This window comes from Kitasatospora sp. NPDC004272, assembly GCF_053603035.1.
The window spans coordinates 39,816-51,464 of sequence record NZ_JBSGET010000046.1 but is presented as its reverse complement, the minus strand read 5'-3'; the positions used below and the strand labels follow the sequence as shown (position 1 = coordinate 51,464).

Annotated in this window: 11 protein-coding genes; 3 read left to right on the top strand and 8 right to left on the bottom strand. The window is 75.2% G+C overall.

Annotation, left to right across the window (positions count from 1 at the left end; all coding sequences use genetic code 11):
- Window positions 1-378: 378 nt before the first annotated feature.
- The 3 genes from ACWEO5_RS16585 to rpe all read right to left on the bottom strand — a co-directional run bounded on the left by ACWEO5_RS16585 (window position 379) and on the right by rpe (window position 3,478).
- Window positions 379-1,338 carry a pirin family protein gene (locus tag ACWEO5_RS16585; RefSeq protein ID WP_452163040.1) on the bottom strand — a complete coding sequence of 320 codons (960 nt, stop codon included), beginning with the start codon at window positions 1,336-1,338 and terminating at the stop codon, window positions 379-381.
- A gap of 181 nt (window positions 1,339-1,519) precedes the next feature.
- Window positions 1,520-2,560, bottom strand: a complete 1,041-nt coding sequence (locus tag ACWEO5_RS16580) for an alpha/beta hydrolase (RefSeq protein ID WP_452163039.1) — start codon at window positions 2,558-2,560, stop codon at window positions 1,520-1,522.
- Between the two features lie 234 nt (window positions 2,561-2,794).
- On the bottom strand, window positions 2,795-3,478 hold the full coding sequence (rpe, locus tag ACWEO5_RS16575; protein ID WP_344551408.1) for a ribulose-phosphate 3-epimerase: 684 nt from the start codon (window positions 3,476-3,478) through the stop codon (window positions 2,795-2,797).
- Between the two features lie 263 nt (window positions 3,479-3,741).
- Between rpe and ACWEO5_RS16570 the strand changes: the two genes are divergently transcribed.
- Window positions 3,742-4,596 (top strand): SCO6745 family protein, encoded by an 855-nt coding sequence (locus ACWEO5_RS16570; protein WP_452163038.1) that lies wholly within the window; start codon window positions 3,742-3,744, stop codon window positions 4,594-4,596.
- Window positions 4,597-4,720: 124 nt separating this feature from the next.
- Here the strand turns inward: ACWEO5_RS16570 and ACWEO5_RS16565 are convergent, their stop codons facing one another.
- Window positions 4,721-5,347 (bottom strand): C39 family peptidase, encoded by a 627-nt coding sequence (locus tag ACWEO5_RS16565; protein WP_452163037.1) that lies wholly within the window; start codon window positions 5,345-5,347, stop codon window positions 4,721-4,723.
- 122 nt (window positions 5,348-5,469) lie between these two features.
- Between ACWEO5_RS16565 and ACWEO5_RS16560 the strand changes: the two genes are divergently transcribed.
- Together ACWEO5_RS16560 and ACWEO5_RS16555 are read left to right on the top strand one after the other, a co-directional pair.
- Window positions 5,470-5,991 carry a hypothetical protein gene (locus ACWEO5_RS16560; RefSeq protein WP_452163036.1) on the top strand — a complete coding sequence of 174 codons (522 nt, stop codon included), beginning with the start codon at window positions 5,470-5,472 and terminating at the stop codon, window positions 5,989-5,991.
- A 148-nt stretch (window positions 5,992-6,139) separates the two neighbouring features.
- Window positions 6,140-6,862: a leucine-rich repeat domain-containing protein gene (locus ACWEO5_RS16555; protein ID WP_452163035.1), complete on the top strand. Its 723-nt coding sequence runs from the start codon at window positions 6,140-6,142 to the stop codon at window positions 6,860-6,862.
- A gap of 271 nt (window positions 6,863-7,133) precedes the next feature.
- Here the strand turns inward: ACWEO5_RS16555 and ACWEO5_RS16550 are convergent, their stop codons facing one another.
- The 4 genes from ACWEO5_RS16550 to def all read right to left on the bottom strand — a co-directional run bounded on the left by ACWEO5_RS16550 (window position 7,134) and on the right by def (window position 11,523).
- The gene (locus ACWEO5_RS16550; protein WP_344551413.1) at window positions 7,134-8,105 is read right to left on the bottom strand and encodes an aldo/keto reductase; all 972 of its coding nucleotides are present in this window, start codon (window positions 8,103-8,105) and stop codon (window positions 7,134-7,136) included.
- A 247-nt stretch (window positions 8,106-8,352) separates the two neighbouring features.
- Window positions 8,353-9,786, bottom strand: a complete 1,434-nt coding sequence (locus tag ACWEO5_RS16545; RefSeq protein ID WP_452163034.1) for an RsmB/NOP family class I SAM-dependent RNA methyltransferase — start codon at window positions 9,784-9,786, stop codon at window positions 8,353-8,355.
- 115 nt (window positions 9,787-9,901) lie between these two features.
- Entirely contained in the window at window positions 9,902-10,834 is a 933-nt protein-coding gene (fmt, locus tag ACWEO5_RS16540) for a methionyl-tRNA formyltransferase (protein WP_452163033.1), read from the bottom strand.
- A 143-nt stretch (window positions 10,835-10,977) separates the two neighbouring features.
- Window positions 10,978-11,523, bottom strand: a complete 546-nt coding sequence (gene def / locus ACWEO5_RS16535; protein ID WP_344551416.1) for a peptide deformylase — start codon at window positions 11,521-11,523, stop codon at window positions 10,978-10,980.
- Window positions 11,524-11,649: the final 126 nt, after the last annotated feature.

The window sequence follows — 11,649 nt, the reverse complement described above, 5'->3', positions numbered from 1 at the left end:
CGCGCCCCGGCCGCCGACGGCAGGGGGGGCCGCCCCGCGCGCCGCGGTGCGATTCGCGCTCCGGTGAAATCCCGGTGGCGGGGACGCCGCCGGTCCCGACACTTCGACCACGACCGGTGCCGGTGGTCCGCCCGGACGGAGGACGCCGAACCCGAGGCCGGAAAATCCTTCCGACCCCCCTTGTGTTCGAACAGAATCGACCGGACGGGCGGTACGGCCGAAACGCCTCCGTGGAAACCCGCACGATTCTTGCCGGGCCCACACATTGACGCTCCACCACGCAAGTCGACGAAAATCCGACGCGCCCCGATCGGACCTGGAATCCGCACGCGAACCGGAGACCGGACCGCTCTCCCCCGAACCGCCCCGACCGGCGACTCAGCGCTCCCGCCCGCGCGGTTTCAGCGGCGTGGCGGGCAGCGGCGGGGCGGCCAGCCGCTCGCCGTCGTACCCGTGCACCTCGCCGAACCGGTCGCCCCGTTCCCAGTCGGCGCGGGCCCGGGCGATCTCCTCGTGCGAGCGGCCGATGAAGTTCCACCACATGACGATGCGCTCCTCGAAGGGTTCGCCGCCGAGGAGCAGCAGGGCGGCGTCGGTGCGGGCGCGCAGCGGGAGTTCGCGGCGGCCGCAGCCGAGGTGGAGGAGGGAGCCGGGTTCGACGGGGACGCCGTCGACGTCGACGCTGCCGGTCATGGCGAGGACGGCGTACTCGAAGTCCGGTTCGAGGGGGAGGCGGTGGGCGGCGCCCTCGCGGAGGGTGAGGTCCGCGCCGGTGAGGGCGGTGTGGGTGGTGCCCGGTGAGGTGGCGCCGTCGAGGGTGCCGAGGATGAGGTGGGCGTGCAGGCCGTCGGCGGTGACGACGGGGAGTTCGGGGTGGTGCTCGAAGGCGGGGGCGGTGTGCCGGTGGGCGTCGGGGAGGGCGACCCAGAGCTGGGCGCCGTGCAGCAGGGGGGCGTGTTCGCGCGGGGACTCCTCGGAGTGCGCGATGGCCCGGCCGGAGGTCATCAGGCCGAGTTCGCGGGGGCGGACGGTCTGCAGGCTGCCGAGGCTGTCCCGGTGCAGCACGCTCCCCTCGTGCAGCCAGCTGACGGTCTGCAGGCCCGTGTGGGGGTGCGGCGGGACCTGCATGCCGGGTTCGTCGGCGATGTCGTCGGGGCCGTAGTGGTCGACGAAGCACCAGGCGCCGACCATCCGGCGGCCGAGGTTGGGCAGCAGCCGCCGGACCACGGTGGATTCGCCGAGCGGGACGCGGCGCCCGGTCAACAGGTCCTTGACGGGGCCGGTGGCGGCCTGGCGTCCGCAGACGGCCGGGGCGGGTTTCCGGTCGAGGTTGCTCATGGCCGCCAGTATCGGCCGGACGGCCCGCCGCCCCGGGGTACGACGGGCCGCACGTCCGGAGGCCGCCCACCCGGCCGGACGGACGACGGACGAACGGGCGGACGGGTGGGCGGACGGACGGGCGGACGGGCGGACGGGCGGACGGGCGGACGGGCGGACGGGCGGGCGGACGGGCGGACGCTCAGCTCGCGCCGAGCTCGGCCATCGCCTCCGGCATGACGCGCCGCCAGAAGCCGCCGGTGTGCTCGCCGCGCGGGAGGGACGCCCGTACGCCGGGCAGCGCGGCCAGGCGGCGGGCGGCGGGGCAGAAGGGGTCCTCGGTGCCGCACCAGAGCGCGATCCGGCCGGCCCCGGCCCCGGTGCCGGACCCGGTGACGGCGTCGGTGTGCAGCAACGGTTCGTGCTCGCGCCAGTCGGCCTCGTCGCGGTAGGCGTCGACGTTGCGGGCGTCGTTCCAGGTGCGGAACAGCGCGGGGCTGAGCAGCGCGACGGCGGCCAGCCGCCCCGGGCGGGCCCGGGCGTACTGGAGGGCGCCGGAGCCGCCCATCGAGATGCCCAGGGCGCGGGTCGGTTCGGGCATCGAACGGTCGGCGAGCCAGCGGGGCAACTCGCCGGTGAGCATGGCCATCGGGTCGTCGCCGGGGGTGCGGGCGTGCCAGTAGGTGGCGGCGCCGCCGTCGACGGCGACCACCCGGAACGGCGGGGTGCCGGCCGCGACGGCGGCGGCGAGGAACTGGGCGGTGCCGAGCCCGGTGAAGGTGGCCGCGTCGCCGTCGCGGCCGTGCAGGGCCAGGCAGACCGGCAGGTCGTCGGGGTGCTCGCCCGGCGGGTCGAACACCACCAACCGGACGTCCCGGCCCCGCGCGGCGGAACGCACCGTCTCGGTGCGGACCGGCCCGGCCGCGATCTGCGGCACCGTGCCGTCCGGCCCGGTCAGTCCGAGCAGCCGCCGCAGCCGGACGCCGCCGGGGAGCACGTCCTCGACCATCGCCCCGCCGACCGCCCCGGCCACGGCCCCGGCACCGAGCACGCTCACCGCGAGCGCCCCGACCAGCCGCCGCCGTCCGAGACCCGCGCCGCCGGCACCCAGCCGTCCGGCATCCGACCGCTCGTCCCCCGGCTGCCGTTCGCCGTCCGACTGCTCGCCGTCCGACTGCCGCTCGGCGCCCGTCGCCCCCGCCCCCGCTGTCGCCGCCGCACCTGCGTCCGCCCCGCTCCGCACCTTGGCTCCGCTCCGCCGTCCTCGTGCCCGGACCGGTGCCCGGGCGCTTCACTGGACGCCGGAACGACGCGTCGCGGTTTCCGGCGCCGCCGGATCGCACTCGGACGGCACCGCAGCAGCACCGCACGGCAGCACCCCACCCCGCGCCCGCGCCCCAATCCCCAGCTCCGAGCCCCCAGCCCCGAGCCCCGACAGCGTCCCCGTCCCGAGCCCGACAGCGTCCCCGTCCCGACCTCAGTGCTTGCAGGCCCACCACGCCTCGGCGCTGGCCGCCTCCGCCTGCGCGCGCAGCGCCCGGACGGCCTCCGCCGGGTCGGCGGCGCCGTACACCGCCGAGCCGGCCACGAACACGTCCGCGCCGGCCTCGGCGCAGGCTTCGATGGTGGCGGGGGCGACGCCGCCGTCGACCTGGAGCCACAGGTCGAGGCCGTGCTTGTCGATCAACTGCCGGGTCCGGCGGATCTTGGGGAGCATGATGTCGAGGAACGCCTGGCCGCCGAAGCCGGGTTCGACCGTCATGATCAGCACCATGTCGAGTTCGGGCAGCAGGTCCTCGTAGGGCTCGATCGGGGTGGCGGGGCGCAGCGCCATCGCGGCGCGGGCGCCCTTGGCGCGGATCTCCCGGGCGAGGCGGACGGGCGCGGCGGCGGCCTCGACGTGGAAGGTGACGGATCCGGCGCCGGCCTCGACGTACTGCGGGGCCCAGCGGTCGGGCTGCTCGATCATCAGGTGGCAGTCGAGGGGGGTGTCGGTGGCGCGGGCCAGCGACTCGACGATCGGCACGCCCAGCGTGAGGTTGGGGACGAAGTGGTTGTCCATCACGTCGACGTGCAGCCAGTCCGATCCGCGCACCGCCTCGGCCTCGTCGGCGAGGCGGGCGAAGTCCGCGGACAGGATGCTGGGGTTGATCTGCGCCATGGCGAGGGTACCTTCACGATTCGGTGCGGGCGGCCGGTGCGACCGCTCGTGACCATCATCCCCCGCGGGCGGCCGGCCCTCCGCGCCCCTCCCCGCCGTCCCCCGCACAGCACACCTGGCATGCCCCGAGCAAGCACCCGGAGCCCGCTCCGCCGAAGTGTTCACGCGCCCGAAACACTTTCCCTTTCCGGCACCGTCCGGCTCTGGCAGGCTCCCAGAGCAAGCGGAAACGCGCTGCTCGACCCTCACCGAAAGGCGTTCCGATGACCCAGGTCGTCCACCCCGCCCGTGCCCTCTGGTGGCTCTTCGAACCCGTCCACGCACTCACCTACTTCTCCCCGGAGGCCCGCGCCGCGTACGAGGCGGCGGGGCTGCGCGGGTACTGGCGCGGGTACTTCGGCGGGCGTTCGGCCCCGCTGGGCGCGGTGGACGCGGCGCCGGTGGTGGCCGCGTTCTTCAACTTCGCACCGCAGATGGTGGAACGGGCGCTGCCGGGGCTCTGGGCGCTGGCGAGCCCGGAGCGGGCGCTGGAGGCCCGGGTCGAGGGTGCGACGGGGGCGCTGCAGCGCCTCCTGGTCGACGTGCAGCCGGACTTGATCGACCGTTCGGTGGAGTTGCTGGAACGCGCCGTCGACGGACTGGACTGTTGTGGGCGCGTGCTGGCCGCCGCGAACGCCGAACTCCCCCGCCCGGACGACCGCCTGGCCCGCCTGTGGCAGGCCACCACCGTACTGCGCGAGCACCGGGGCGACGGCCACGTCGCCGCCCTGGTCGCCGAGGGCCTCGACGGCTGCGAGGCCCTGGTGCTCCGCTGCGCCCTCGACACCCGCCGCGAGAACCTGCAGCCGCACCGCGGCTGGAGCGACACCGAGTGGGACGAGGCCACCGCCCGTCTGATCGAACGCCAGTGGCTGGCCCCGAACGGCTCGCTGACCCTCGCGGGCCGCCGCCGCCACCTCGCGCTGGAGGCCGCCACCGACCTCGCCGCCTCCCGGGTCTGGACCCACTTCCACCGCTCCGAGCTGGACGAGCTCCTCGACGCCCTGCACCCGATCTCGGCCGCCTGCCGCGCCGACCTCGCCCCGAGCACCCCCATGGGCCTCCCCAACGCGGCCTGACCCCGACGGCCCGACGCGAACGCCCCTCGCCCCGCGCCCGTTCCCCCCACCCCTCAGCCCGTCCCCTCGCCCCGCGCCCGTTCCCCCCGCCCCTCAGCCCGTCCCCTCGCCCCGTCCCCGTCCCTCAGTACGGCGGCGGGCCGAGGACGATGCCGCGCCCGGCGTAGAAGCGGTCGAGGTCGCTCCAGGGCACGCGGGCCGCGCGCTGGGAACCGTCGGGGAAGCCGGACGGATTGTGGATCCGCAGCGCCTCGTCGTCGGCGCCGACGGCGAGCACCAAGTGACCGCCGGTGCGCGGGACTTCGGGAGCAAGGGTGCGGATGCCGGGGTGCACGGAGAGCATCGGGAGCCGGCCCTCGGCGAGTTCGGCGGCGACCCGTTCGGCGGGCAACCGGGCGACGGCTTCGGCGTGCAGCCCCCAACGGGTGCGGGCGTACGCGGCGAACGGGGCGTGGATCAGGCCGTCGAGCCGCCCGTCGGGGTGCCGGACGTACGCGCCGGCCCGCTGGCACTCCTCGGCGAGCCGGACGGCGGCGGGGGCGACGCCCCACCAGTGGTCGAGCACCATCCGCAGGCAGGCCATCCCGCACAGCCGCCACGACCAGTACTCGTACTCGTCCTCGTCGGCGGCGCCGGAGCGCTCCCACAGCGGGTCGTCGGCGGCCCGCAGCGTGCCGTCCAGGATGTCGGGCACGAGTTCGGGCGACTCCCACTGGGAGTAGTAGGGCACCTGGTGGCTGATCGGCTTCACCCGGTCATCCTGACGTACTTTCACCCGGATCCCCTGGAGCGCCGTCCGCGACACCACTAACTTGAACGCGTTCAGTTTCTCTGCGAAGGTGGGCCCGCACCGAGATCGGAAGGACCCGAACCATGCGCACCCGCCCCGCCCGAGCCCTGCTCCTCGCCCCGCTGCTGCTGTCACTGCCGTCGCTGCTGGGCGCCTGCGCCGGGCCCTACCAGTACGCCGAAGGCACCGGGACGCACGGCGTGACCAGCGCCGAGGCGGCCGGCGACTGGGTGGGCGCGGACGGCACCCGGCTGACCCTCCAGGAGGACGGCGCCGCCCGGATCGAGCACCTCGACGGCAAGGACTACGACTTCGACGAGGGCTGGCGCCTCTCCGGCACCGGCAGTTGGGCACTCGACGACCGGAAGTCGGGCCAGCAGCTCGTGCTCGACCTCACCACCCGGACTTCCACCGACTCCCGCCCCGCCCCCACCGCGTCCCCCCGCATCACCCTCCCCTCCCCCGCCCGCCCCGGGCCGATCGGCGCTCCCTACCGCTGGCGCTTCGAACTGGACCACGACGAGCAGCAGCGGCTCGTCCTGTTCTTCTCCTTCGGCGACCCCGACGCGGGCAACCTGAACGTCCTCCAGCGCCCCACCCCCTGAACACCCCCACGAACCCGGCACCGCCCGGCGTTCCGCAGTATCGTCCACACCCTCACCCGCGCCCGCCCGTGAACGGAGCAGCCTTGACCGCCACCCGCCCCGACCCCGCCGACGCCCCGGAGACCGCGCACCGGCCGGAGGGGGCGCGGTGACGGACACGACGGTGAACCTGTGGCGGGCGGGGCTGGACACCGTGCCGGACGAGGTGTGGGAGCGCACGGACGCCGAGGTGCTGATCCTCGCGGACAACCGGTTGACCGAACTCCCGGACACCATCGGCGAGTTCACCGCCCTCCGGACGCTCGACCTGGGGCACAACGCGCTCACCGCCGTCCCCGAGCGGATCGGCGACCTGACCGGACTGTCCGACTTCCTCTACCTGCACGACAACCGGCTGACCGCGCTGCCCGCCACCCTGGGTCGCCTGCACTGGCTGCGCTACCTCAACGTCGGCGAGAACCCCCTCACCGAACTCCCGGACACTGTCTGCGCGTTGACCGGTCTGCTCGAACTGCGCGCGCAGGACTGCCGGTTGACCGCGCTTCCGGACCGGATCGGCGACCTGGCCCGGCTGCGCGAACTGCGGCTGCGCGGCAACTCGCTCACCGCGCTGCCCGGTTCGCTCCCGGGACTGCGCGAACTGCGCTGCCTGGAACTGCGCGACAACCGGCTGGAGTCGTTGCCCCGCACCCTGGCCGAACTGCCCCTGCTGCGCGAACTCGACCTGCGCGGAAACCCGTTGGCAAAGGTCCCGTCCTGGCTGGCCGAACTCCCTTCCCTGGAGAAGCTCGACCTGCGCTGGGCCGCCGGCCAGCCCGCCCCGCACCTGGTCGACGCCCTCGAACGGCGCGGCTGCGCGGTGTACTTCTGACTCGACGCCTTCCCGCGCACCTACGACCTCCCCGGGCCCGGCGGCGCGGCGCCCCGCCCGGACGACCCGAGGGCGGCCCCGCCCGGCGACGAGCCGGCCGAGGCCGCCCTGCTCCCGGCAGCGGGGGCCCGGAGGGCGGCGTCCGGCGGCGGCCCCCCGGTCCGGACGGCTCGGGCGGGGTCCACGTCCGCGCCACCGGCTGAACCGTCAAGCCCTCCAGGCCGCCCGCCTCAGGCCCCCGGCCCACCCGCTCCGGGCCGACGGCCCGCCGTCACCAGGCGTAGTGCTCGGGCGCGGTGCGGTAGCCGGGGAAGATCTCGTCCAGCCGCTCCAGCGTCTTGGCGTCCAGCTGGACGTCCAACGAGCGGACGGCGGCGGCCAGTTGCTCCTCGGTGCGGGGGCCGATGATCGGGGCGGTGACGGCCGGCCGGGTGCGCAGCCAGGCGAGCGCGACGTCGCCGGGCTCGTGGCCGAGCTCCGCGCACAGGTCCTCGTACGCCTGGATCTGCTCGCGGCGCTCGTTCAGGGTGTCCAGGGCGCGGCCGGAGGCGCGGCGGACGCCCTCGCGCTCCTTGCGCAGCACGCCGCCGAGCAGGCCGCCGTGCAGCGGGGACCACGGGATCAGGCCGAGGCCGTAGTGCTGGGCGGCGGGGGCCACCTCCAGCTCGACGCTGCGCTCGATCAGGTTGTAGAGCGACTGCTCGCTGGTCAGGCCGAGGAAGTTGCGGGCCTTGGCGGCCTCCTGGGCCTGCGCGAGGTGCCAGCCGGCGAAGTTGGAGGAGCCGACGTAGATGATCTTGCCCTGGAGGGTGAGCACCTCCATCGCCTGCCAGATCTCGTCCCAGGGGGTGTCCCGGTCGACGTGGTGCATCTGGTACAGGTCGATGTGGTCGGTCTGCAGGCGGTGCAGGCTGGCGTCCACGGCGCGGCGGATGTTGAGCGCGGAGAGCTTGCCCTCGTTGGGCCAGTCCCCCATGTCGCCGTACAGCTTGGTGGCGATCACGGTCTTCTCGCGCCGACCGCCGCCCTTGGCGAACCAGTTGCCGATGATGGTCTCGGTGAGGCCCTTGTTCTCGCCCCAGCCGTAGACGTTGGCGGTGTCGAAGAAGTTGATGCCGTGCTCGTGCGCGGCGTCCATGATCCGGTGCGCGTCGGCCTCCACGGTGTGCGGGCCGAAGTTCATGGTGCCGAGGCAGAGCGGCGAGACGGACAGGCCGGTGCGGCCGAGGTGGGTGTACTCCATGGTCACCACCCTCTGCCGCCCCGGCCCGCTTGTCCAGTACCCGCTGCCCGTCCGAACGGCCACCGCACCGGGAGCCGCCCCCGCCCCGGGGGACACGCCCGCCCCCGAACGGGAACTGCCCCTCCGTCAGGTCGGTGCCGAAGCGGGGCAGGGCGCGTGGAGCCCTGGCTGCGCCTCGTGGAACGGCACCTCCCCGGGCAGGGCGACCGGCGGCCGGGCGAGTCGCCGGCTCGACTCCCGCGTACGGTCAGGCGGTTCGCCGCAGCAGCGCCAGGTACATCGCGTCCGTCCCGTGCAGGTGCGGCCAGAGCTGGACGTCCGGGCCCTCGCCGAGGTCGGGGACGCCGGGCAGCAACGGGCGGGCGTCGATCCACTCGACGTCCTCCCGGCCGCGCAGCACGTCGTCGACCACGGCCCGGGTCTCCGCCAGGTGCGGCGAGCAGGTGGCGTAGCCGACCACGCCGCCGACACGGGCCGCGTCCAGCGCGGAGCGCAGCAACTCCCGCTGCAGCGGCCCGAATCCGGCGATGTCCTCGGGGCGGCGCCGCCAGCGCGCCTCGGGGCGGCGGCGCAGCGCGCCCAGGCCCGAGCAGGGCACGTCGACCAGGACGCGGTCGAAGGCGCCCCGCTGCCAGGCGCCGCGCGTCCCGTCGGCGGTGATGACGGCGTACCGGCCGGGGTTGCCGTCCAGCGCGCGGGCGACCAGCCGGGCGCGGTGCGGCTGCTTCTCGGAGGCGACCAGCGCCGCGTCGCGCTCCGCGGCGACCGCGCCGAGCAGCGCGGCCTTGCCGCCGGGGCCCGCGCAGCCGTCCAGCCAGAGCCGGTCGGGGCCGTCGATCGGGGCGTTGGCGAGGGCGAGCGCGACCAGCTGGCTGCCCTCGTCCTGGACGCCGGCCCGGTTCTCCCGCACCGCGTCGACCCCGGCCGGGTCGCCGCCGTCGGTGAGTCGCAGCGCGTACGGCGACCAGCGGCCGTCCTCGACCTCGGGCAGCGCCTCGCGCAGCTCGGCGACCGAGGAGCGGCCGGGGCGGGCCACCAGGGTCACCTCGGGGCGGGCGTTGTCGGCCTCCAGCAGCTGCTCCATCGCCTGCCGCCCGCTCGCGTCCGGCTGCCAGCGGCCGAGCGCGTCCCACAGCGAGGAGACCACCCAGCGCGGGTGGGAGTGGACGACGGCGAGGTGGTCCTCGGCGTCGTCCTCGTACGGCGGGGCGACCTGGGCGACCCAGCCCGCCAGGTCCTGGGCGCTGATCTTGCGCAGCACGGCGTTGACGAACTTGGCGCGGCCGTCGCCGAGCACCACCCGGGCCAGTTCGACGGTCGCGGACACCGCGGCGTGGCTGGGGATCCGGGTGCCGAGCAGCTGGTGCGCGCCCAGCGAGAGGACGTCCAGCACCGGCGGGTCGACCTCGCGCAGCGGGCGGTCCACGCAGGCCGCGATGACCGCGTCGTAGGTGCCCTGGCCGCGCAGCGTGCCGTACACCAGCTCGGTGGCGAGCGCGGCGTCGCGCCGCTCCATGCCCTTGCGCTCGGCCTCGCGCAGCAGCGAGGGCAGGATCAGGTTGGCGTACGCGTCGCGCTCGTCGACGGCCCGCAGCGCCCGGAACGCGACGATCCGGGCGGGGTCCTTCTTGGGACGGCGGTGCGGGCGGGGGGCGCGCTTCGCGCCGGCGGGGGTGCTCAAAACGGTGCCTCGAAACCAAAGGTGCTGCGGATCAGGTCCGGCCCGCCGAGGGGCCTCGCCCCAAGTCTAGGCCGAACCCGCCGCGCGCCCGCCGCCCGAAGGCCCCGCCCGCGCCTCAGCCCTCGAAGCGCTCCCCGGACTCGATCCGGGCGCCGCGCGCCCAGTCCGCGGCCGGCATCGCCTTCTTGCCCTGCGGGCGGACCTCGCCGAGTTCCACCTCGTGGCTGCCGGTGCCGACCCGGACGCTGTTCTTGGCGACCGCCAGCTCGCCCGGCGCCAGCGCGCTCTCGTCCGGCAGCAGCCGGACCGGCCCGGTGACCTTGAGCCGCTCGCCGCGGAAGGTGGTCCAGGCGCCGGGCGCGGGCGCGCAGCCGCGCACCACCCGGTCGACCCGCAGCGCGGGGTGGGTCCACTCGATCCGGGCGTCCTCGACGGTGAGCTTGGGCGCCAGCGTGACCCCGGCGAGCGGCTGCGGCTCGGGGCGGGCCTGCCCGTCCTCGATCGCGTCCATGGTGCGCACCAGCAGTTCGGCGCCCGCGCGGGCGAGCCGGCCGAGCAGGTCGCCGCTGGTGTCGGTGGGCTTGACGGTCTCGGTGAGGACGCCGAACACCGGCCCGGAGTCGAGGCCCTCCTCGATCCGGAAGGTGGACGCGCCGGTGACCTCGTCGCCCGCCATCACCGCGTGCTGCACGGGCGCGGCGCCGCGCCACGCGGGCAGCAGCGAGAAGTGCAGGTTGACCCAGCCGTGCACCGGGATCTCCAGCGCGCCGGGCCGGATCAGCGCGCCGTACGCCACCACGGGGCAGCAGTCGGGGGCGATCTCGGCGAGCCGGGCCATGAACTCCGGTTCGCTCGGCCGGACGGGCTTGAGCACCTCGATGCCCGCCTCCGCGGCGCGCTGCGCGACCGGGCTGGCCACCAGCTTGCGCCCGCGCCCGGCCGGCGCGTCGGGGCGGGTCACCACGGCGACCACCTCGTGCCGGGAGGCCAGCAGGGCGTCCAGGGCGGGAACGGCGACCTCGGGGGTGCCGGCGAAGACGAGACGCACGGGCGGGGGCCTTTCAGTGGAGTGGGAAGGTCGGAAGATCGGATTGCCGGAGAATGACCGTCGGACGGGCGTCCCACCCGATCACCGGCTTTCCCGATCCGCTCGGGGAGACGGGCGCGCGGGCGGCGCGGCCCGGCGCGCGGTCAGCGAATCGGCCCGAACGTGGAATGCGGCGAGATCCGCACCGTCGGCGCCGGGCCGCCGCCCCAGTCGCTCTCCCGGATCGCCTTCATCGCGGCCTTCCGGGTCTCCCGGTCCAGCCGGTCGATGAAGATGATCCCGTCCAGGTGGTCGGTCTCGTGCTGGATGCACCGCGACAGCAGCTGGGTGCCCTCCACCTCCACCGGCTCCCCGTGCATGTTGACGCCCCGGGCGACCACGCCGTACGCCCGCTTGGTGTCGAACCGCAGGCCGGGCAGCGACAGGCAGCCCTCCGGGCCGTCCTGCTCCTCCTCGCTGAGCGACAGGTCCGGGTTGATCAGGTGGCCCACCACGCCGTCCACGTTGTAGGTGAACACCCGCAGCGAGACGCCCAGTTGCGGCGCCGCCAGCCCCGCGCCGGGCGCCTCCAGCATGGTGTCGGTGAGGTCCTTCACCAGCTTCCGCAGTTCCTTGTCGAAGACGGTCACCGGCTTCGCGGTCGCCCGCAGCACCGGGTCGCCGAAGATCCGGATCGGCTGAACTGCCAAGACTGCGACTCCCTCTGCACCGACACGACCGCCCGGAAACGACGGCCTCCGGGAAGTCTATGCAATCCCCGCCGCCGGTTCGGAGCGGCCACTGGCATATCCCGAGTCGCACTCCGCGCGTGACCC

What these genes read in the sequence shown, in the direction of transcription:
- ACWEO5_RS16585 (WP_452163040.1), bottom strand. Translation starts at nt 1,338, where the DNA reads ATGAGCAACCTCGACCGGAAACCCGCCCCGGCCGTCTGCGGACGCCAG.
- rpe (WP_344551408.1), bottom strand. Translation starts at nt 3,478, where the DNA reads ATGGCGCAGATCAACCCCAGCATCCTGTCCGCGGACTTCGCCCGCCTC.
- ACWEO5_RS16570 (WP_452163038.1), top strand. Translation starts at nt 3,742, where the DNA reads ATGACCCAGGTCGTCCACCCCGCCCGTGCCCTCTGGTGGCTCTTCGAA.
- ACWEO5_RS16560 (WP_452163036.1), top strand. Translation starts at nt 5,470, where the DNA reads ATGCGCACCCGCCCCGCCCGAGCCCTGCTCCTCGCCCCGCTGCTGCTG.
- ACWEO5_RS16550 (WP_344551413.1), bottom strand. Translation starts at nt 8,105, where the DNA reads ATGGAGTACACCCACCTCGGCCGCACCGGCCTGTCCGTCTCGCCGCTC.